Origin of the sequence: Clostridium collagenovorans DSM 3089 (assembly GCF_900130005.1) — a bacterium.
In the GTDB taxonomy this organism is placed as follows: Bacteria; Bacillota; Clostridia; order Clostridiales; family Clostridiaceae; genus Clostridium_D; species Clostridium_D collagenovorans.
In genome coordinates this window covers 130,486-153,560 of the sequence record NZ_FQXP01000005.1, presented here as the reverse complement: position 1 = coordinate 153,560, position 23,075 = coordinate 130,486, and the positions used below count along the sequence as shown (strand labels likewise).

Annotated in this window: 19 protein-coding genes and 1 riboswitch; of the genes, 14 read left to right on the top strand and 5 right to left on the bottom strand. The window is 28.7% G+C overall.

Annotated features, from left to right (window positions below; all coding sequences use genetic code 11):
• Window positions 1–235 precede the first annotated feature (235 nt).
• A riboswitch (purine riboswitch) is annotated at window positions 236–333 on the top strand.
• Between the two features lie 270 nt (window positions 334–603).
• Together guaB and guaA are read left to right on the top strand one after the other, a co-directional pair.
• Entirely contained in the window at window positions 604–2,058 is a 1,455-nt protein-coding gene (gene guaB, locus BUA48_RS06935) for an IMP dehydrogenase (protein WP_072831332.1), read from the top strand.
• A 183-nt stretch (window positions 2,059–2,241) separates the two neighbouring features.
• Window positions 2,242–3,774 carry a glutamine-hydrolyzing GMP synthase gene (gene guaA, locus BUA48_RS06930; RefSeq protein WP_072831331.1) on the top strand — a complete coding sequence of 511 codons (1,533 nt, stop codon included), beginning with the start codon at window positions 2,242–2,244 and terminating at the stop codon, window positions 3,772–3,774.
• 393 nt (window positions 3,775–4,167) lie between these two features.
• On the opposite strand, the gene BUA48_RS06925 is transcribed toward guaA, so the two are convergent.
• Window positions 4,168–4,593, bottom strand: coding sequence for an IS3 family transposase (locus BUA48_RS06925; RefSeq protein ID WP_084666135.1), 426 nt, complete (start codon window positions 4,591–4,593; stop codon window positions 4,168–4,170).
• The gene (locus BUA48_RS15265; RefSeq protein WP_178138955.1) at window positions 4,569–4,958 is read right to left on the bottom strand and encodes an IS3 family transposase; all 390 of its coding nucleotides are present in this window, start codon (window positions 4,956–4,958) and stop codon (window positions 4,569–4,571) included. Before BUA48_RS15265 ends, BUA48_RS06925 begins: the two co-directional genes overlap by 25 nt.
• A 338-nt stretch (window positions 4,959–5,296) precedes the next feature.
• Between BUA48_RS15265 and BUA48_RS15775 the strand changes: the two genes are divergently transcribed.
• The gene (locus tag BUA48_RS15775) at window positions 5,297–6,925 is read left to right on the top strand and encodes an HNH endonuclease (protein ID WP_072831330.1); all 1,629 of its coding nucleotides are present in this window, start codon (window positions 5,297–5,299) and stop codon (window positions 6,923–6,925) included.
• A gap of 398 nt (window positions 6,926–7,323) precedes the next feature.
• Here the strand turns inward: BUA48_RS15775 and BUA48_RS06915 are convergent, their stop codons facing one another.
• The gene (locus BUA48_RS06915) at window positions 7,324–7,911 is read right to left on the bottom strand and encodes a helix-turn-helix domain-containing protein (protein WP_072831329.1); all 588 of its coding nucleotides are present in this window, start codon (window positions 7,909–7,911) and stop codon (window positions 7,324–7,326) included.
• 587 nt (window positions 7,912–8,498) lie between these two features.
• Here BUA48_RS06915 and BUA48_RS06910 point away from each other — a divergent pair.
• The 6 genes from BUA48_RS06910 to BUA48_RS06885 all read left to right on the top strand — a co-directional run bounded on the left by BUA48_RS06910 (window position 8,499) and on the right by BUA48_RS06885 (window position 15,469).
• Window positions 8,499–9,839: a glucose-6-phosphate isomerase gene (locus BUA48_RS06910; RefSeq protein ID WP_072831328.1), complete on the top strand. Its 1,341-nt coding sequence runs from the start codon at window positions 8,499–8,501 to the stop codon at window positions 9,837–9,839.
• 155 nt (window positions 9,840–9,994) lie between these two features.
• Entirely contained in the window at window positions 9,995–10,432 is a 438-nt protein-coding gene (gene lspA, locus BUA48_RS06905; protein ID WP_072831327.1) for a signal peptidase II, read from the top strand.
• Between the two features lie 123 nt (window positions 10,433–10,555).
• A complete protein-coding gene (locus BUA48_RS06900; protein WP_072831326.1) occupies window positions 10,556–12,685 on the top strand; it encodes a hypothetical protein in 2,130 nt (709 codons plus the stop codon).
• A gap of 150 nt (window positions 12,686–12,835) precedes the next feature.
• Entirely contained in the window at window positions 12,836–13,687 is an 852-nt protein-coding gene (locus tag BUA48_RS06895; RefSeq protein WP_072831325.1) for a DegV family protein, read from the top strand.
• A 209-nt stretch (window positions 13,688–13,896) separates the two neighbouring features.
• Window positions 13,897–14,304 (top strand): hypothetical protein, encoded by a 408-nt coding sequence (locus tag BUA48_RS06890; protein WP_072831324.1) that lies wholly within the window; start codon window positions 13,897–13,899, stop codon window positions 14,302–14,304.
• 403 nt (window positions 14,305–14,707) lie between these two features.
• A complete protein-coding gene (locus BUA48_RS06885; protein WP_072831323.1) occupies window positions 14,708–15,469 on the top strand; it encodes a tyrosine-protein phosphatase in 762 nt (253 codons plus the stop codon).
• Window positions 15,470–15,537: 68 nt separating this feature from the next.
• On the opposite strand, the gene BUA48_RS06880 is transcribed toward BUA48_RS06885, so the two are convergent.
• Window positions 15,538–16,647: an LCP family protein gene (locus BUA48_RS06880; protein ID WP_084666131.1), complete on the bottom strand. Its 1,110-nt coding sequence runs from the start codon at window positions 16,645–16,647 to the stop codon at window positions 15,538–15,540.
• A 187-nt stretch (window positions 16,648–16,834) separates the two neighbouring features.
• Between BUA48_RS06880 and BUA48_RS06875 the strand changes: the two genes are divergently transcribed.
• The 5 genes from BUA48_RS06875 (at window position 16,835) to BUA48_RS06855 (ending at window position 21,921) form a co-directional block, all read left to right on the top strand.
• The gene (locus BUA48_RS06875) at window positions 16,835–17,338 is read left to right on the top strand and encodes a VanZ family protein (protein ID WP_341465244.1); all 504 of its coding nucleotides are present in this window, start codon (window positions 16,835–16,837) and stop codon (window positions 17,336–17,338) included.
• A 209-nt stretch (window positions 17,339–17,547) separates the two neighbouring features.
• On the top strand, window positions 17,548–18,369 hold the full coding sequence (locus BUA48_RS06870; protein WP_072831321.1) for an SLAP domain-containing protein: 822 nt from the start codon (window positions 17,548–17,550) through the stop codon (window positions 18,367–18,369).
• 131 nt (window positions 18,370–18,500) lie between these two features.
• Window positions 18,501–19,049: a manganese efflux pump MntP gene (locus BUA48_RS06865; RefSeq protein ID WP_072831320.1), complete on the top strand. Its 549-nt coding sequence runs from the start codon at window positions 18,501–18,503 to the stop codon at window positions 19,047–19,049.
• 15 nt (window positions 19,050–19,064) lie between these two features.
• Window positions 19,065–20,525 carry an aminoacyl-histidine dipeptidase gene (locus tag BUA48_RS06860; RefSeq protein ID WP_072831319.1) on the top strand — a complete coding sequence of 487 codons (1,461 nt, stop codon included), beginning with the start codon at window positions 19,065–19,067 and terminating at the stop codon, window positions 20,523–20,525.
• 388 nt (window positions 20,526–20,913) lie between these two features.
• Entirely contained in the window at window positions 20,914–21,921 is a 1,008-nt protein-coding gene (locus BUA48_RS06855; protein WP_072831318.1) for a rhomboid family intramembrane serine protease, read from the top strand.
• Window positions 21,922–22,009: 88 nt separating this feature from the next.
• On the opposite strand, the gene BUA48_RS06850 is transcribed toward BUA48_RS06855, so the two are convergent.
• Window positions 22,010–22,900, bottom strand: coding sequence for a YitT family protein (locus BUA48_RS06850; RefSeq protein WP_072831317.1), 891 nt, complete (start codon window positions 22,898–22,900; stop codon window positions 22,010–22,012).
• Window positions 22,901–23,075: the final 175 nt, after the last annotated feature.

Sequence of the window (23,075 nt, the reverse complement as noted above, 5' to 3'; positions counted from 1 at the left end):
AAATCATAAAAAATTCAAATAAAACCATAAAAAAGCCTAACGATATAAGTTGATATATGATAGAATATTAAGAAAAAGATATGATGTTAATAAAAAACGAAATTTAAAAATCTTATACAATATAAAATGAATTAAAAAAATCATAAAATCTTTAAAAGTTTTTTTAAAAATTGCATTGACAAAAGCATTAAATTTCACTATTATAATTATTAATAATTAAAACGACAAATACTTAAAGCAAATAATATTTAATTTTCATATAATCCTTGAATATGGCAGGGAGTATCTACTAGAAACCTTAAATTTCTATCTATGAGAAGCTATAAATATAGGGATAATCATACCTATTTAGCTTTTTCTTAGAATATAAATTTTAGAAAAGGATAATTAGGTATTTTTTTATATCTAAAATTAACTAATAAAAAGGTTTATATTAGATGAGAATTATTATTTATATATAATAAGAAGAAATCTTATTAAAAATATATACATTATATAGAAAATAATGAATATTCAAAGAGTGAAAAATATTATGAGCAAAAGATATACGAATTAGAACTAAATTTATTTATCTATTAAAAATAAGAAAGGAAGGTAATAATTATGGCAATAATACTTAAACAAGCTTACACATTTGATGATGTTTTATTAATTCCTAATAAATCTGAAATCCTACCAAGAGAGGTTTCATTAAAAACTAATTTAACTAAAAAGATAAAGTTAAATATTCCTCTTATGAGTGCTGGTATGGATACAGTAACAGAATCTAAAATGGCTATTTCTATGGCAAGAGAAGGTGGAATCGGTATAATCCATAAGAATATGAGTATAGAAAGACAAGCTATGGAAGTTGATACTGTTAAAAGACAAGAAAATGGAGTAATTACTAATCCTTTCTCACTTTCACCAGAAAATACAGTTGAAGATGCTTTAGCACTTATGAAAAAATACAGAATTTCAGGTGTTCCAGTTACAACTGATAATAAATTAGTTGGTATCATAACTAACAGAGATATAGCTTATGAAACAGACTATTCAAAATTAATAAAAGAAGTAATGACAAGTGAAAACTTAATTACAGCTAAGGGCGGAACTTCTATAGACGAAGCTAAAGTTATTTTACAACAACATAAAATTGAAAAGCTTCCATTAGTAGATGAAGAAAATAATTTAGTTGGATTAATTACAATAAAAGATATTCAAAAAACTATAATGTTCCCAAATGCAGCTAAGGATGAAAGAGGAAGATTATTATGTGGTGCAGCTATTGGAATTACAGCTGATATGCTTGAGAGAGTAGAAGCTTTAGTTGCCGCAGGAGTTGACGTAGTAGTTTTAGATACAGCTCACGGACATTCTAAGGGTGTAATTGAAGGAGTAAAATTAATAAAATCTAAATATCCAGAACTTCAAGTTATAGCTGGTAACATTGCTACACCAGAAGCTACTAAAGATTTAATAGAAGCTGGAGCAGATTGTGTTAAGGTTGGTATAGGACCAGGATCAATCTGTACAACAAGAGTTGTTGCAGGGGTTGGAGTACCTCAATTAACAGCTGTTATGGATTGCGTAGAAGAAGCTAATAAACATGGGGTTCCAGTAATTGCTGACGGTGGATTAAAATTCTCAGGAGATATCGTTAAGGCTTTAGCAGCTGGTGCTAAGGTTTGTATGATGGGATCATTATTTGCAGGATGTGAAGAAGCTCCAGGAGAAGTTGAAATATATCAAGGAAGAAGTTACAAAGTTTACAGAGGAATGGGTTCATTAGGAGCTATGGCTTGCGGTAGTAAAGATAGATACTTCCAAGAAGGAAACAAGAAGCTTGTTCCAGAGGGAGTAGAAGGAAGAATACCATTCAAAGGAAGTGTAACTGATACAATATATCAATTATTAGGTGGTATACGTTCAGGAATGGGATACTTAGGTTCAAATACTCTTCCAACATTATTTGAAACAGCTAGATTTGTTGTTCAAACTTCAGCTGGTTTAAGAGAAAGTCATCCACATGACATCAATATAACTAAAGAAGCACCAAACTACAGTGTTGGTCACTAATTTTTAAGAATATCTCTATAGGTTTAAATTGTAATATTAACCCTTTGAAGTTGTCTAGACTGAAGCTTATAATTTGAACCTATAGTTTTACTAATATATTAAGTAAGTTAGGTTTTTGAAACCACAATATATGATATAATGTTTATGAAAAGTTAATGAAATATAATTGAGGGAGGAATATCCGTGGCTAATAGAGAGTTAGTTCTAGTAATTGATTTTGGCGGACAGTATAAACAACTGATTGCTAGAAGAGTTAGAGAAAATAATGTATATTGCGAAATTATTCCAAGTACATATACGGCTGAAATGATAAAAGAAAAAAATCCAGTAGGAATAATCTTCACAGGTGGACCAAACAGTGTTTATGAAGATGGTGCACCAAGAATAGATGAAAAAGTATTTGAGTTAAACGTGCCTGTATTAGGTATTTGTTATGGAGCTCAATTAATGTCTTATACTTTAGGTGGTACAGTAAGTACAGCTGATATAAGAGAATACGGAAAAACAGATGTAGATTTAAATACAAACTGTACATTATTCAATGGATGTACTGAAAAACAATGTTGGATGAGTCACACTGACTACATATCAGCAGTTCCTCAAGGATTTGAAATTACAGGAACAACTTCTCAGTGTCCAGTTGCTTCTTTTGAAAATAAAGAAAGAAACCTATATGGAGTTCAATTCCATCCAGAGGTTGAACATACTTTATTCGGTAAAGAATTAATACATAACTTCTTATTTGATATATGTAAAGTAAAAGGCGATTGGTCAATGTCTTCATTTGCTGAAGAAAAGATTAAAGAAGTAAAAGAGTTAGTTGGAGATAAAAAAGTTATATGTGCATTATCAGGTGGTGTTGATTCATCAGTTGCTGCTGTACTTGTACATAAAGCAATCGGTAAACAATTAACTTGTATATTTGTAGACCACGGTTTACTTAGAAAAGATGAGGGAGATCAAGTTGAAGAAATATTTAAAAATCAATTTGATATGAACTTAATCAGAGTTAATGCTCAAGAAAGATTCTTAGGAAAATTAAAAGGTGTTTCTGATCCAGAGAGAAAGAGAAAAATCATTGGTGAAGAATTCATAAGAGTTTTCGAAGATGAATCAAATAAATTAGGTGAAATAGATTTCTTAGTTCAAGGAACTATTTATGCTGACGTAATAGAAAGTGGAACTAATACATCTGCTACTATTAAGAGTCACCATAACGTAGGTGGTCTTCCAGAGGATATAGAATTCTCATTAATAGAGCCATTAAGAGATTTATTTAAAGATGAAGTTAGAGCTGTAGGAGAAGAACTAGGAATACCTCACGATTTAGTTTGGAGACAACCGTTCCCAGGTCCTGGATTAGCAATAAGAGTCTTAGGTGAAATTACTGAAGACAAACTTGCTATAGTAAGAGAAGCAGATGCTATATTTAGAGAAGAAATAGCATTAGCAGGCTTACAAGGAGAAGTATGGCAGTACTTTGCATGCTTACCAAACATCCAATCAGTTGGAGTTATGGGAGATGAAAGAACTTATTGTCATACAATAGCTTTAAGAGCAGTATGTTCATCAGATGGAATGACTTCAGATTGGTCAAGAATACCATACGATGTTTTAGATAAAGTTTCTCGTAGAATAGTAAATGAAGTAGAAGGAGTAAACAGAATTGTTTACGATATCACTTCTAAACCACCAAGCACAATAGAGTGGGAATAATTTAAAGTGCTAAAGAAACCCCGAGTTTATACGGGCTTAAAGCATTTCGAGAAGTCTTTTGATAACAATTTGATAACAGCCATACAATAGCCATTATTCTTGTAATCCAGTGGTTTTAGGGTTAGAGAATAATTGACAGATGCTTGTGTGACGAATAAATCCATATTAGAAAGCCCCTAGCTGTGTGTAGTAACTCATAGCTAAGGGATTTTTGTCGTTATTCTATATTGAATTAGGCAAATGTGGAGTAGTAATGCTTTGGAGAAGTTTTCCTATAAATTCGCCAATACAGCACCAAATACAATAGAAATAGGTGTCCAAAGGATTTGAATCCACCAAGTATCCTTACAATGATTTAAAATTCTGGATTGTCAATACTTTTCTATACATCTTTTATTTGGACAACTTTAATTTATATTCCACTGGTATCGTATAATTTAATGAGCCATGTATTCTGTGATTATTATACCAGTGCACATACTCAAAAAGTTCCATCTCTAATTCTTCAAAACTATTAAATACCTTTTTGTATGCAAATTCAGTTTTTGGTATTTTATAAGTTACTTCTGCAACAGCATTATCACATGGACACCACTTTTTACTAAGAGCTTTCTTTATCTTAAATGCTTCTAAAACTTCATCTAGAATCTTATTTTTAAATTCATTCCCTTTATGGGTGTGGAATATATTGACATTATTTGAGTTACATGTAAATTTTGAAAAGGCCTTATAGACAAGCTGAGAATCTTTCTTTTTACCAGCTGAATAGCCTATTATTGATCTGATATGTAAGTCTATAAGTAGACTATGTAGTTCCATTTACCTGCAACATTAATGTATGTTAGGTTACTTACAACAACATCCAATTTCTCTCTATCCTTAAATTCTATATTAACTATATTTTCCACCTTATCATTATTGAATGGAGATTTGTGTACCTTAAATTGCTTAATGGTATAATTAGATACTAAGCCATACTTCTTCATAATAGTGCCTATCTTAGCTCTTGAGGCTATAATATTATCACTTTCTAAAACTACTTTAATCTTTCTTGTACCATAGTTATTCTTATTCTCCTTAAATATTTGTATAACTCTATTTTCTAACTCTGTATTATTTTTACGTAGCTTTCTTTTATAATAAACTAACGATCTTGGAAGTGCGAAGTGCTCTGCACATTGCACTGATACTGTAGTTATACTTATTTGCTAATATAATTTCTATTTTCGTGCCATTATCAGTGCTGCTTACTTTTAAGTGAAACTTAGCAATTTATTGCTTTAGTTGAACTTATCCTAGCAGGACAAATATCATTTTTCATTATTATACCATGTCCTAATACTAACTGTATAATTAATTATAACCTATCCATAAGTACTTTAGGAGGATGACGCTCGTGCCTTTGTAGGAGCACCACTACTTGTAACTATGTGCGGAAGATTGAATTTCGCAATGCTTTGGTGTATAATGTAAACGTAAATGAGGGAAAAAGTAAATTTTTTACTAGAAAGGAAAAAGAGGAATGTTTTTAGTTATAGCAATAATTGTAATAATTATAACGGTTAAAATTGTAACAGAACAAAAGTATAAGCAATTGGAAGCAGAGGTATTAAAAGAATTAGGGTTTTCAAATTGGAATATTATTTCTTATTTTGATGAGTATGTAACTGTAAAAAGTCGTCAGACATTGGAAAGATATGATGATATAAAGTTTTTTAAAGAGAACAGAGAAAAACTTGTAAGAGCAGAAAATATCATTAAAAGAAAAAATGATGTAGCAGCGACTTTAATGAGATTTCTTGAGAACAATGAATACAAATCCCGTTCACAGTACCGTCGACTTACAAAACAGATAGATGTAGTTTTGAAGAATGAAGGTGCTTACAGAATTAGCGTCAATTACATATCTTCGGCTGGAAATAATTTAGGTGCAAGAGAAATAGCTGTAAACCAATATGGTATAGACAGATTTAAGAAAGACCCATCTTTGCTTATGGGTAAAGGAGAATATAATAAATACCTAAAAGAACAGCAAAAAGAAGCTTTGAACCAGAAACATCATGAATATTATGAGAATGTGAATAATATCATAGATTATGCAAATGAGAATAGAGGTTCTTTGGTTGTTAAGGGTAGCCAGGAACAGCTGGATGGTTTAATTGCTCAGTTGTTCGATAGAACAGTTAACAGCATCAAGAAAATTAAAACTATTGATAGTGAAGAATGGAATATTATTGGAGACTTCATGAATCACCTTAAGGGTCAGATAGAGAAAGTAGTAAGTATAAACCAGAAGATACTTGAGTATTACGAGTCTCCTAGTTTCTTAAAGATTAAAGATACTTGCGAAGTACTAATGAGTACACAGAGAGAATTCAATGAATACATAACCGAGAAGGTACAATCTATTTCTCAGCTCTTTGGTACCAGAGTGGTTCGAAATGAAACAACCAAGGATGATGAATACAACTATATTCGTCCGTATAAAAAGACAATCACACCCTTTACAGCGGAGGTTTCTGCAACGGTATTTGCAAGTGCAGAGAATAATCCTTTGGAGTATGTAGTAAAGAACTTCTATCCTAATAAGAAATCATACCCTGAGCAAATCCAGAAACTCTATCGACTTGTAGAAGAACTTGAAACCTTAAGAGATGCAAAACAGATTATTGAAAACTATAAAGTAGAGTATCAACAGTACCTTGGTGATGTCCCTAATTTTATTATGGAGAATGATGAGTCGGGGTTCTATTCAAGGCTTGGATTTGCTAACATTGATGAGAGTGTACTTACCGTAGAGTACAAATTTTCATACACTTCTGGCGGTGGAATGGCACAGAGGTCGTTTACCGTACCAATGACAGAAGAAACCATTGTAGAACTTATTAAGGTGCTAGAAAGTAAGCTTACTGCAAGTGCCTTTGCAAAAGAGCAACGAGCTCTAATGACAAAGAAACTGCGTGAGGTTATCAAAAACCGTGATAACTTTACTTGTTGTAACTGTAGTAATTCTACTCATGTGGAACCAAATCTCCTACTTGAGATAGATCATATCATTCCGGTATCAAAGGGTGGTTATACGGTGGAAGATAATCTTCAGACATTGTGTTGGAAATGTAATAGGGCAAAAAGTGACAAAATCATAAGTTAATAAGGAACGGTCATTCGGAATAGAATGCTCTTTTACATTGGCAAAAATCTGAATAGAAAATTTTATTCAGAATAAGCATTGAATTTTTAATCAAAACTGCTTATAATTTGAATCGGAACATATTGCTATTATCCACATTTGCATAGTAAGTGTTATAAACGCCGATAGCAAAATGATAACAATAGCTCATATAGGTAGGATAATATGGATATATCAAATAATCAAAAGAACTACAAACACGACAGGGAATAATCTCTAAACAAAATTGATTAGGATTTGTCGAGTTCGAATAATAGATTTCAAAACCTCGGATACCCGTTTTTAACGGGTTTCCGAGGTTTTTTATGCTTATAGGATCTTTTTATTAAAAGGGTGTATGATAAGCTGCTTTATTTGAACTAAAATATATAGGATTTAAAAATCCAAATAAAAAACATACATATAATAAACGCAATAAGTCCACTTGCTAAAGCTAGCAATAATTTTTGGTATGGACGTTTTCCATATTCATATGCCTTTTCAATCTCATCTAGTCTTTTACCTTCAGTAAAAGAAATGATTTCTTTATAGGTCTGAATATCATTTTTCTTTTTAAACTTTTCAATTCTTAAGGCGTAGAACATGGATATTCCCCAAATTAAACAGGCAATGATTAATCCATAAAAACCTAAAAATACTGTTAATGGAACAACTGAAACCATAGATAGTATTAAAAGTACAGTAAAGATAGCACCATCACGGTTAAATTGTTTAAGATCACTTTTATTAATTTCTTCTTTCATAATTTTAACATCTCCCTTAATTAATTGATCAAGAGATATATTAAATGTAGAACTTAATAAAAGAAGACTATGAATATCAGGATAGCTTTTGTTGTTTTCCCAATTTGAAATAGTTTGTCTTGTAACATAAACCTTTTCTGCTAGTTCTTCTTGTGATAAGTTCAAAGAGGTTCTATATTTTTTTATTTGTGTATGAAGTTCCAATGGTATAACCTCCCTTCCTATTTTGATTCCCTTGACCTAACTTCATCATACTGAATATAGGAGGAAGTTTCTATCAAAGGGCTTTAACATGGCTTGAAATCAGCATGTCAAAGAGCTTTTACATGGGTGAAATATTAGTTTTATGCCAAATTCTCCATATAAAAAGTTAAACTTTTTTAGTTTTACTAAAATGCTTATAATATGCACTAAGGGGTATTTCTATAAGCTTATATATAGTTTTAAAGTTAGAAGAGTCTATACCTCCTCTAATAAAATTACTGAAATATAAAAATTAAAGTTACTATAAGTAAATCTAGTATCTTGACCTACTAAGATATTTTAATACTATTTTTCAATTTGTTAAAGAGATAAAACTTTCATGCTTACTTATATAAAATAATATTTTCAAAAATTTAATGAAAAAATATGAAAAAATTATGTTAATATATACAAAAACATGTAATAATATAAGTGGGTTTTGTTAGAGCTATACAAGAATATAGTACGTAGTTAGTACATATTATAGTAAATAGAAAACCTATTTTAATATAAACTATGGGGAAATATTAAGAAGCGGAGGTATAATTATGTTGAAGTTAGACTTAATGAAAACTATGCCATATTTAAAGGAATATGAAATAGATAATTTTCAGCCAATGATTACAGAAGCACATAATATGTTGCATAATAAAACAGGAGTAGGAAACGATTTCTTAGGGTGGGTTGACTTGCCTATAGATTATGATAAAGAGGAATTTGCACGAATAGAAAAAGCAGCTAAGAGAATTCAAGAAAATTCTGATATATTATTAGTTATTGGAATTGGAGGTTCTTATTTAGGAGCTAGGGCAGCTATAGAAATGCTTACACATTCATTTCATAATGCATTACCTAAAAATAAGAGAAAAAGTCCAGCAGTATTCTTTGTAGGAAATAATATAAGCTCTACTTATATACAGGATCTATTAGAATTAGTAGATGGTCAAGACTTTTCTATTAATGTTGTATCTAAATCAGGTACTACAACAGAACCTGCTATAGCTTTTAGAGTATTTAAGGAAGCTTTGGAAAAGAAGTATGGAAAAGAAGAAGCTAAAACTAGAATATTTGCTACAACTGATAAGGAAAGAGGAGCTTTAAAAACTTTAGCTGATTCAGAGGGATACGAAACATTTGTAATTCCAGATGATGTTGGAGGAAGATTCTCTGTATTAACAGCGGTAGGATTATTACCAATAGCAACAGCTGGTATAAGTATTAAAGAAATGATGCAAGGAGCTGCAGATGCAAGATTAGCCTATATGGAACCTGAGCTTAAGAAGAATATATGTTATCAGTATGCAGCTGCTAGAAATGCTTTATATAGAAAAAATAAGAGTATAGAGATTTTAGCAAACTATGAACCAAAGTTACAATACTTTGGAGAGTGGTGGAAGCAATTATATGGAGAAAGCGAAGGGAAGGATCAAAGAGGTATATTCCCTGCTTCAGTGAATTTATCTACGGATCTTCACTCATTAGGTCAATATATTCAAGATGGTTTGAGAAATATATTTGAAACTGTAATAAATGTAGAGAAACCTAATAAAGAGTTAATAATTCAAGAGGAAGAAAATGATTTAGATGGATTGAATTATTTAGCAGGTAAAACTGTAGATTTTGTAAATAAAAATGCTTATAAGGGTACATTATTAGCTCATAATGATGGTGGAGTTCCTAATATAGTATTAAGTGTTCCTGAATTAAGCCCATATTATTTTGGATATATGGTATATTTCTTTGAAAAGGCTTGTGGAATAAGTGGATATTTATTAGGTGTAAATCCTTTTGATCAACCAGGAGTTGAAGCTTATAAAAAGAATATGTTTGCGCTTTTAGGTAAAAAGGGATATGAGGAACTAAAAGAAGAGTTAGAAAAAAGATTATAAATGTAATTTCTAAAAATTTAATTAAGATAAAATATTATAATTGCAGAAAACTATGGATTTATTTAAGTATAAATAGTCCATAGTTTTTCTTTTGTATATACTTAAAGAAGGTTTTTTTATATAATTAAAATATAATCTTTTAGGGGGCCAAAAGAATGTGGTTTATTTATGTTATTTTTTTTGTTGGTTTATTAGGGATAGATTTGTATAGCAAAAAAAGAATTGAAGAAAAAAGAATTGATAAGGATAATAAGTTTTTTAGCATAATTTATTCAGAAAATTATGGTGTTGCACTTAATATATTAGAAGGAAAAAAGAAAGTAATAATAATATCAAATATTTTCATATTGATGCTTATAGGATCATATACCATGTATTCTATAATTACTACATCAAACTATTTAAAAAACTTATCTTTATTACTCATAATCATAGGTGGATTAGGAAATTTAATAAATAGATTAACTAAAGGGTATGTAATAGATTTTATAAAGTTTCATTTTAAAAAATCTCCAATCTTTAATATAGCAGATTTTTATATTATAATAGGACAACTTATAGTGATTATATTAGTGTTTTTAGGAAAGTTTTAAGTAATCTAGTGTATAATGTGAAAAAAATAATTATATATGGATAAATATCTTTTTATTAGTAGATTTATGTATGTCAAAAATATATAATAATTGTAGTGATTAATACAAATGAGGTAAAAGAAAATGTTTGATAAGTGTTTACAGGATTTTAAAAATATAGATTTTAAAGAGATAAATAATCATAAGACATTTAGAGGAATAATATTAGCTTTATTCATTTTAGAGATTTTCTTTAGTGTTTACGTATTAAGTACATATAAGGTGTATGCTTTAGAGATTTTTAAGTATATATATTTCGTAGTATTTTTCATAATATTACAAGGGTTATTTTTTTGTAGAATAACAGGGTTAAAATTAGAAAAGTTAGAAAAATTATTGGTGGCCTACTCCTTAGGGATGATTTTGTGCGTACTTGAGTATTATATAGTAAAAAGGTTTTTATTTAAGGATATTATGTTCTTTTGTGTTAACTTTTTTGCAATTATAGAGGTGTATTTAAGATTTGTACATGCCCTTAAATACAATGATTTTTCAAAGGAAAATATAAAAGAGCTTATAAATAAAAATTTTAATATAGGGATTGTTTTTATTTGTTCAAGTGTAGTGTTTGTGAATTTATTTACATTTTCTATGAAGAATCCAATGCCTGATTTAGGTGGAACTATCAGTTATGATACTAGAGTTTTAGAGGATGTTTCCCACGCTCAATCTTATATTAGAGGAATTCCTACCATAGATTCAGAGGTATATGGAGTTAAAATAAATAAGCAAAGCTTTAAAGCTATTTATATAGCTGCAGCTTCTTCTATGACGGGTATAAGTACTGTAAAGATAGGCTTTTACTTAAGTAATTTAAATAATATGTTTTTTATGGTTCTAGCTGCTTATTTGATGCTTAAAAGGATTCTTAAGGGAAGAAAAGGTGCTACTATAGGAACCTTAATAATATTTTTGTTTAATGGTATATATGGAATTTTACATACTGATAAAGGATTCATTATAGAAGGAACCTTTAAGGATTTAATTTTTACATCAAGTGGAAATGAAATTACTTGCATGTATTTATTCTTGATTAGCTATTTTATAATTAAGAGTTTACAAGAAATAAAATTAGGGAAGAAACAAGAAATTATAATAAGTTTATTATTTGTGGCTTTAACATTTAGCAATATATATATTGCTATTATTGTAATAATAGCTTTGTTTTTAATGCCATATAAGCATGTTAAGGATAATTACTTTAAAAGAGACTTTAGAGCTATAAGATGGATTATGCTTTCAATAGTCGTAGTAGTTTCAATATTATTTTTATCTGATGAAAGTTTAGCTTTAGGATTAAAATTAGTTGATGAAAATCAAAAGGGCATAATTGCAAGCTTTTTACTAAGTATAAGATCTAAAGTATCTCCTATGGGACTTGGTATTCTAGGCGGCATATTATCGATGTTTATAGATGTAATTTATGGTGTTGTGAAGTTTATTTTAATAGCACCACCTATTTCTGTTATATATATATTTATTATTAAAAAAAGATATAGAGATATTAATTTCTTAAGTCATACATATATAGTTAGAATATCTTTGGTTTTAGTTCTGGCAACTTACATATTTGGATTTAAGTCTTCTAGTGAGAGTACTTTAGTAGTTATTAGTATGATGTTTATGATTATAGTTGTAATGAAGGAGTTAGAGGAGTTTCAATGTTATAATAATTATATCAAGTATGTAACCTGTGGATTTATGATAATGCCAATACTTACTACAACTCTAGGACTATTTAATGGAGTTAGAGGAGGGGTAAGTACTTTTTATAATGTAAGCAATGGAAGCTTAGTAAATGAGGCATTTATTTATGACTCTATAACTAAGGGTGAGTATGAGGCATTGCAGTGGATAAACCTTAATTCTAGCAATGAGGATGTAATAGCAACAGATATTCATTATACTAGTTCTAAGTTTTCAGATAAGGTAGCAGAACATAAATATTATTCGGTTTTTAGTGAAAGACAGATGTATGTAGAGGGATATAAAGATGCTCTTTCTAGTAATAATAAATTAAAAAAAGTACTAGAAAATAAGGCTATAAATGAAAGAATCTATAATAATGATAATACTGTTATAAATGATATTATAGGTAAAAATATAAGGTTTATAATGGTATCTAAGCAAATACATCCGGACTTAGTTATAAAATGGGATAGAGTTGAACGAGTATTTGAAAATAATGACACTACAGTGTATGAAATCAAATAAATTAATATAAAAACATAATATGGATAAAATTTATACTATAGTAAAAATATATATTTATACTCTAATTTGTATTGCACAGTAAAGAAATTAAGTGATAGTATTAATATATATTGCTTTCTAGGTAATATAATTTTATGAGGAGGCAAGCACATGGAAAAAATAGCTATAATTACAGATAGTACAGCAGATTTAGATGTTAAATATGCTGAAGAAAATAATATTATTATTTTACCTTTTAGAATTATCTATAAGGATAGAGAGTACAGGGATAATATAGATATTAAAGCTCAAGAGGTATATGATAATATAAAAGTAGAAATTCCAACTTCATCGTTACCATCTATGGCTGATATAGAGGATGCTTTCAATAAATTTACAGAGGAAGGATACACTCATGTAATTGCTGTAACATTATCTACTGGGTTATCTGGTATAAATAATGCAATTAAGTTAGTGTCTGAAAACTTCCCAGAGCTAACAACTACTGTATTTGATTCAAGATCAATATCAGAGGGTGAAGGCTATATAGTTAAAGAAGTAAGAAGAATGATAGATGAAGGAAAGAGTTATGAAGAAATAGTTGATACCTTACCTAAAATAAGAAGCTCAATAAAGATATTCTTCATTGTTGACACATTAGAATATTTAGTTAAAGGTGGAAGAATAGGTAAGGTAACCGGTGCTATAGGTACTATATTAAATTTGAAACCTATTATATGTGTTGGAGAAGATGGTAAGTATTTTACCTATGATAAAGTTAGAGGTAAAAAGCAAGCTGTGAAAAGAATTCATGAGCTAGCAATAGAATCTTTAAAGGCTGGTAAAGAGTTAGGCATATATGATGGAAATGGAAAAGTTGATGCAGATAAACTTTATGAAGAGTTAAAGAGTTGGTGCAGTGATAATAAAGTTGGTACTGTAAGAAGAGCAGGGTCAATAAGTCCTGTTGCAGGGGTTCATAGTGGACCAGGACTAATAGCTATTGCTATTGTAGATAAGTAAATAAAAAGATATATGATAATTGTGCAATAAAAATAAACCTTACAATGATGTGTAAGGTTTATTTTTATTGTATAAAGAATACCACAGGTTATATCTGTGGTTATAAATAGAGTTATTAATAACCTAATATTATTAATAGTCTATAGGTATAAAAGGTCTTTTTTCTTAATATAAATATAAGAGTTTATATTGGAGGGAGGGATTTTAATATGGAGAATAAAAATATATATCTTAGATATATAGAATTTGGGTTTGAAGTACTAGCTGTATTAATATCTATAATATCTATGATGGTCTTAATTTCTAAAGGATTTAGTGAGCCAGCATTTTCATTAGAGGTGAAGAATTACTTTATTAAGGTATCTATTGGTGCTATTGGAATTGTTTTAAGTATTTGGGGTATAGCAACAGGTTTCATTAAGTTAAATAAGCTAATAAGCATAGGATTATTAGCTATGGCAACTATAATTTTCTTCTTCAGCAGTAAGTATTTTATTCTTTCAGGTGTAATTATGTTAGCTTTGATAATTGAAAAGGTGATTATGATTTATAAAGAAAAGAATAATACAGAAATAGTTGAAAATATAAGTGCAATAAGTGTTGATGAAGAAGAGTAGATTTATTTAACAAAGTTGATAGAAAAGAATTCTTAGATATTATAAGACATAAAATTAAAATAATAATAAACATAATATGTAGCTATTACATGAGAGGTTAGGTATTAATATACAAGAAGTATAGTATTACTAAATCCTTATGTAATGGCTTTTTTCTATTTACTAATTTGTAATTATGCAAATTTAAATTATATATGTTATATTATCAAGTGAAAGTTATTTTCAAAATTTTATGTTTATATATTCATATAATGATAATATGTAACTATTATTATATAAAATTATGCATTTTGATATTAAAATTATAATCTATTTATAGTACAATTATTGTGATGAATTATGATAATTAAGTAGTTTATATAGATTGTAGAAATCTTGAAAAATAAAACTTAGGGGGATCGCTATGGTAGATTTGCATTGTCACATACTTCCAGGAATTGATGACGGAGCTAAAAACGAAAAAGATTTTTTTGATATGATTAATATAGCTATTAATGATGGAATTTCAGTTATTATTACTACGCCTCACCACTCAAGACATTTTACTAACAAAATATCTGATGTTAGAGATATGGTTAAGAGATATAATGAGATATTAAGTGAGAAAAACTTAAACATTAAACTTGTAGCAGGTCAAGAAGTACATATTAGATCTAATTTGATAGAGATGCTGGATAATGGAGAAATACAACCTATAGAAAATACAAACTATATGTTAATAGAGTTTCCATTTGATAAGTTACCATCTTACGCTATAGATATAATATATGAGTTAAGGGTTAGAGGGATTATACCTATAATTGCACATCCAGAAAGATATACCTATGTTATGAATGATGAAACATTATTAAATGATTTTATTAGGGAAGGGTGTTTATTTCAGATAAATGCTATAAGCTTAAGAGGAGACTTTGGTAAAAAGGTTAAAGCAACTGCTGATACATTAGTTAGGAATAATATAGTTGACTTTATAGCTTCAGATAGTCATAACACTGGTAAAAAAGCACCTATAATAAGTGATGTAATCAAATCATTAGATAAAGATAAAAAGCTTAAAATTAAGAGAAATATGGAGAATTTCTTTGATCCTAATTATAATATTCCAAAGCATAAGGAAATTGAGAGAGAAGGATTCTTTAGTAGAATGAAAAGCATCTTCAGATAGTGTCAAATAATAAATGCCTATGATAATAAGTATCATAGGCATTTATTTGAAATATTTAAAACATAATATTATCTTTGAACATCTTCCAATTGTTTTCCTGGTGCTACATCATTATATATAAAGTTAAATATATCACGTTTAGTAGCGTCCTCATCATGACCTAAATAGTAAATATCATTTACATATAAATCATAACAATGACCATCAATTGGGAAACGAGTTTGCTCTAAGTTTAGTGAATTTGAGAAAAATGCTTTTGATCCAAATTTAAATATATCAGAGCCATTTAAGCTTGTTTCAACAAAAGGAAGTAACTTTTTAACATTGCTAGGAAACTTAAGTACTCCACCTTTTTTTATTTTATTAAACATAGCATTAAGAACTATTCTTTGTCTTGAAGTTCTTCCAAAGTCTCCACTAGAAGTATATCTAACTCTTGTGAAGGCTAAAGCTTGCATACCAGTAACAGTTTGTTTACCAGCTTTTTTTAAAGGAATATTTTCAACTCCTCTTTGATAACTTTGATCAGAGATATATCCATTCATGTAATCAATTTCATCTGCGTTTATATCTAATTCAACTCCACCTATTGCATCAACCATATCTTGTAGTCCAGTAAAATCAATAGAAACATAATTTTTTATGTTTAAGTTAAAGTTTTGATTAATTGTTTTTACAGCTAATTCAGGACCGCCATAAAAGTATGCATGAGTTAATTTTTCATATCCATGACCTTCAATATTAACATAAGTATCCCTCATTAATGAAGATACCTTTACTTTTTTGTGTACTGTATCTAAGGATACAATCATCATAGAGTCAGAACGTGAAGGTTCATCTGGAGTTCTACGATCTAATCCAAAACAAGCTATGTTAATTACATCATCATTCATTTGTTCGCTTTTTAGATTTCCTATACCTAATGCACTATTGGTTTTAGGAAAATCTTTAGAGTTAATTTTATTCATAGTATTTCCAATGGAAATAATTGAAATAAGACCTAATATAATTAACAATAAAAAGCAAAATAATATTGCCTTTAAAACTCTTTTTTTTCTACGCCTTTTTGATTTCTTTTTCTTTTTTGTTGTAGAAGTTTTATTATCAGCTCCATTAGTGCGTCGAGTACGGTTATTGCTATTACTTCTACCATTATTTTGGTCGTAATTGTTAGACATTGCATCACTTCCTTAAGTATTTTAATAAATATAGTTAGTTATATTATAAACTAACTATAAAATGGTTAAAAGAGTATATATCTTAAAAAAATACAATTTTAAGATATTACTTACATAAAATAATAAAGTGTTAAACAAAATAAAAGAATATTTATGGTGTTTTTAATAAACTTATTGTAATATATGTATAAGAGATAGTAAAGGAGGGCTTGAAATAAAGTATTTACAAAAAGTTTTCAATAGTAGAGTTTTTAGATGGATTCTTGTAGTTTTATGGATGAGTATAATATTTAAGTTTTCTAATGATAATGCATCAGCATCTAATGAAAAAAGTAGTACAGTTATTATGATTTTAAACTTTCTAGGCATTGATTTAAATAGCACTTTGGGAGAATTTAGTCAACTGTTCATAAGGAAGGCTGCACATATAACGGAATATTTTATTTTATGTTTCTTTATATATGAAGCTTTAAAAATAGACTTTTCGGATAAGCTATTATACATATTATCAATATTATTTACATTTTTTTATGCGGCTACAGATGAATTTCACCAATTATTTGTTGTTGGTAGAAGTGGACAAATTAAGGATATATTTATAGACACAACAGGTGCTATAATATTTTTAATTTTGGTATTAATTAAAAAATATATTGCCATAGGAATTAAAGCAAAAAATAAGTTTGAATAATGTTTTATATTAAGATATAGAATATGGTAATATTAAAAGTAAGGCTACATCATAAATGTAAGATAATTAATTATATACTTATTATAGCTATAAAGATTAAAGTTAACTTTGAATATTGTAGTGATTTATGAAAAGTTAATATAAATAAAGGGATTCTTTTGTGAAATATATAATGTTTCATAAGAGGGAATTAATGGGGGATGAATTAAATGGCTAATGAATTAAATAATCAAAAAGAAACAATTAAGTTTGAATTATATTTACCAGAAAAAGAAGAGATTTTAATATCAGATCTTCAAAAACAAATATGGAATGATGAACTTGAGGCTTTAAATCCATTAACTCATGGGGAAGTAGCTATTAATGGACTTTATATCTTTGAGGGTGAAGAAAACTATGAATTAAGTGTATTTATAAGAAATGGATTAGAGAGAAGTATATTAATAAATACAGTTCCTATGAGAATAATAGATGAAGAAAATAACGTATTAGCTCAGGCCTTTGTGGAGTTCACAGATGCTGGACAGATACCATCTCTTAAGGCTAGACCATTTAAAGTATACTTAGATAAAGAAAGTGTGTTAGATAAGAATATCTGTGATAAGAAATGGAAGGTAGTATATACTAATGATGCTCAAATAACTGAAACAGTTGAAGTTGAGGAATATGAAGATCTTCCAAAGGAAGCTGATACAACTATAAGAGAGCAATTAAAAGAGTACTTAGATACTTTACCAGCTGTACCATATGGAAATGTTACTGTTAATATATTTAGACTTAGTCATTTAGCTTTAAATAAGATTGATATAGTTGTAGTAATTAGAAATGGTGCTGATATGGATGTAGAGTTAGGAAAACTTCCTATAACACTTGTGCATGAAGAAGAGGAGTTAGTGGCATCAGGTATATTTGATCTTTCATCCATAAGAATAAGTAAGGATAAAGCTAAAGTTTGCAACTTATCCTTCGAAAATGATGATATAGTTAAAAAAGATATAGATATAAGAAGATGTTCAGTGAAACTAGGATAGATTTAATATAATTAAATTTTTTCAAAAAGCTTAAAATAAAAATTTTTAAGCTTTTTTTATTTTGTAATAATATAATCTTTGTCTTCATAACTTTAAATATAGAAAATTTATTAAGAGTTGAGGAGGGTTAGATGAACATTTATTATGTAATACTAATAGCTTTGGCAGTATCCTTAGATGCCTTTGCTGTGGCGCTTTCGATAGGATTAGATAAGAGAGTTAATGGAACTATGAAATTGGGGGTTTGCTCTAGTTTTGGATTTTTTCAGTTTTTTATAGCTTTTATAGGTGGAGTATTAGGAATTATTTTTAATACTTATTTTTTAAAAGTTCCCCAAATAATGTCTGGATTTATTGTATCTCTCGTTGGTATAATAATATTGAAAGAAGAATTTGAAAATAAAGAAAAAGAATTAGTGTTGAAATTTTTTATGTGTATTATATTAGGTATATCTGTAAGTATTGATGCAGGAGCTATAATGTTTGGAATAGCGAGTAATTTGTCAAACTATGCAGAACTACTTTATTATACATTAATAATTGGAGCAATAACCTTTGTTATGACATCTATAGCATTTTTCATATCTAAAGTTCTTCGAAAAATTGAAGTAGTAGAAAAATATGCTACATACATAGGAGCAGTTATACTCATACTATTGGGTATAAAGATTATGTTTTAAGGGAGGATTACTTAAATGTTAGAACAATTAAAAAATTTAAAAAGCTATGAGGTATTCAAGTATTTCAAGGAAATGAACGAAATACCAAGAGGTTCTGGAAATGAGAAAGCTATAAGTGATTGGTTAGTAGACTTTGCTAAAAAACACGGATTAGATTACACTCAAGACGAAGCTTTAAATGTAATTATAAGAAAGCCTGGAACTAAGGGATACGAAAATTCTCCAACTGTAGTACTTCAAGGACACATGGATATGGTTTGTGAAAAAAATACAGACACAGTACATGACTTTGAAAAGGATCCAATTAAGTTCATCGTTGAAGGAGATACTTTAAGAGCTGATGGAACAACTTTAGGAGCAGATAATGGTATTGCTTTAGCATTTGGATTAGCAATATTAGCTTCTAATGATGTAGATCATGCACCATTAGAACTTTTAGCTACTACTGATGAGGAAGCTGGAATGGGTGGAGCTCAAAGTTTAGATCCTAAAAATATTTCAGGAAGAATATTAATTAATATAGATTCAGAAGAAGAGGGTATTCTTTTAGTAAGCTGTGCAGGTGGAGTAAGACAAGTAATTTCACTTCCAGTTGTTAAAGAAGCTGCTTGTTCAGAGTGTGAAAGAAAAGTTGTGAAAATTAGAGGACTTAAAGGTGGTCACTCTGGAATGGAAATTAACAAAGAAAGAGGTAACTCTAACAAGTTAATGGGAAGATTCTTAGAGGACTTAAGAAAAACTGTAAACTTCAAGTTAGCAAGTATCGATGGTGGAGCAAAAATGAATGCTATTCCTCGTGAATCAGACGCAGTAGTTTTAGTTAAACCTAATGATGTAGCAGCTTTAGAAGCTAAAGTTAAAGAGTGGAATGAAGTATTTAAAGTTGAATTAAATGCTCAAGATCCAGATGTAACTTTAACTGTTGAAAACTTTGATGGAAAAGTAGAAGAAGTATTTACTGCTGAAACTACAGAAAAAATTATTAACATCATTATGTTAATTCCTAATGGAATTCAAACAATGAGCATGGCAATTAAAGGATTAGTTGAAAGTTCAAATAACTTAGGTGTTATAATTACAGAAGATAACTGTGTTAAATTTGAAAACTGTGTTAGAAGTTCAGTTAGAACACTAAAAGAGCAAATTAATGCTGTTGGTACAATCATATCTAAAATGACTGGTGCTGAGGTAGAATTTATATCTGATTACCCAGCTTGGCAATATAGACCAGATTCTAAACTAAGAGATACATTTGTAAGTGTATTTGAAAAAACATTTGGTAACAAGCCAGAAATAAGTGCTATACATGCTGGATTAGAGTGTGGATTATTTGGTGGTAAGTTTGGAAGCGATATGGATATGATTTCATTCGGACCAAACATTTATGACGTTCATACTCCAGATGAGCATATAAGCATAGAATCTACAGATAGAATGTACCAATACTTAGTAGAGGTATTAAAAGATCTTAAATAGATTTTTATAAGCTAAATCAATTAAACTCCTATAATATAGAGGGAATATCTATATTATAGGAGTTTTTATAATCTTTTATGTTTTAGAGTAAGTAGATTTATAAAAGTTTATTGTGAAAGCTTCAAATTATATAAGCTTATGAAGTTATGGTAGGAGTATTTTTCATTTATATAATTTTATTATGCATTTAGAAAATATGGTGCTATGAAAATTTTAATTATGGAAGTCTTATTATTTTAATGTAAACTTTTATTGATATAGTAGATAAAATGTAAAAACTTTATGATTTTATAGGAACATATAGAAATTTTATGGTAGAATGTTTTTAGAATTTAAATCAAGCTATTATAGATAAATTAAAACTCAATCTATAGGAAAGGAAAGATTCATGAAAAAGAAATATGCAGATAAATTTATATCTACTATGATAAATAATTTTAATTATGCATTAATAGAACTGGAGGGAGCTGCTGAATATAAATCTTCATGGGCAGCGAAGTCAGAAGAAGATGGTCAGAGATTTGTAATATTTTTAGATGAAAGCAATTTAGAGTTTTATAGATATTATAGAAACATAGTATTAGGAAATACAGAGGGTACAGTTGAGATAAATGCTGTTATATTTTTAAACAATAAAAATAAAGAATTAATTAGCAAAAAAGCTTATGACTTAGGTATAACTGGAGTTTTAGTTAATGAAGAAGAGTACAATGTAAATTACTTAGGAAACGTGCCAAATTATTTAAGTGATAGTAGTGCTAGAATAGCTAGATATCTAAATAAAATAAAAGAAAATGAAGAGAATAGGTTCGATAAGGTTACTAAAATACTTATTCTTATAAATATCTTAGTATATCTAGTATCTACAATAGTATCAGTAAGATTAGGCGGAAACATCATAGAGATAGATAATATGGCTTTATTTAAGTTAGGAGCTAACTTAAATATTAAGTACATGGGAATTATAGATATATATAGATTTGTAACTTCAATGTTTTTACATGGAGGACTTATTCACTTAATATTTAATATGTATGCCTTATATGCTTTAGGACCATTAGTTGCTGAGGTCTTTGGAAAGAAGAAATATATATCAATATATTTTATTTCAGGAATTTTAGCATCTATAGTAAGTTCTTTATTTTTAAGAGGTATTGGTATAGGAGCATCAGGAGCAATCTTTGGGCTTTTAGGTGCTATACTTGTCTATGCTCTAAAAAATAAAAATAGAGTGGGAAAAGAGTTCATAAAGAATATAGTTATAGTAATAGGTCTTAACTTAGTTATGGGAATGAGTATAGCGAATATAGATCAAATGGCTCATATAGGTGGACTTATAGGGGGAGCTATTGTAGCTCTTGTATTTAGTATGAATGATAAATCAAAGTTATTATAAAAAAGCACCATATCTTCATTGATATGGTGCTTTTTCAAAAGCAATCATGAGAGAGGTGGCTTCATTGCCAGCCTCTATATATATTTAATTAAAAGGATAATTGTTTAAAACCTTTTCCGTGAGCCTCAGTTACATCCATAACTGTGATGACGGATTTTGGATCAATTGATAATATAGCACTTTTAGCTTGTTCAACTTGCTTAGGATTCATTATGGAATATATTACTTTCTTTTGTTGTCCAGTGAAGGCACCTTCGCCATGTAGACAAGTTACTCCACGTCCTAAGGAAGTTAAAATAGAATTTTTTATTTCATCAGAATTATCACTTATAGCAATAATTAGCTTTTTTTCATTACTAATGGCAATGACCTTATCTAAAATATAAGCTCTTATAAATAAGGAAATTAAAGTATAAACTGTTATAGTTAAATTGCTTAAAAATAACCCTATAAAAACTATTATGGCATTTAATATAAAGGTCATAGAAGAAAGTTTCAAACCATATTTTTTCTTAAGAACTATAGCTATTATATCAGTGCCACCTTCAGATGCTTTGTTAAGGAAAATTATTGCCATTCCTAATCCACACAAAACCCCACCACATATGCAAGAGATTAATAAGTCATCAACTACTAAAAATTTATTAACACTCTCTGTTAGTACTAAAAAGATTGACATTGATATCATACCTAAAAAGCTTAAAGCTCCAAATTCTTTATTTATAGCTTTTATACCAAACAAGAAAATAGGAATGTTTATAAGCAAAGTAAAGTAACCAGAAGGTATATTAGTTACATATTGAAGCAATAGTGATATACCAGCAACTCCACCGCTAAGAAACTTATTTGGCACTATAAAAATGTTTACGCTTAAGGCATAAATTAAACTTCCTAATAAAATACAAATAATTTGAACTGTCTTTTTACTTATAGTGTTTCGGGAAAATTTAATATTTCCCACAGATAATTTGTTACACATGATGTTCTCCTTGAAATCTTTTGCTTGTTATAATAAGTTTTGTTTTGACTACTCTCTATGATTAATTAGGGAGAAATCATAGAGAGTAGTAGGGCTTTAATATATTCAATGTTTTAGATTATTAGGGGCTAATAATACAGAATGAGGAATATATTAAGCTGAAATTAAGTTATTA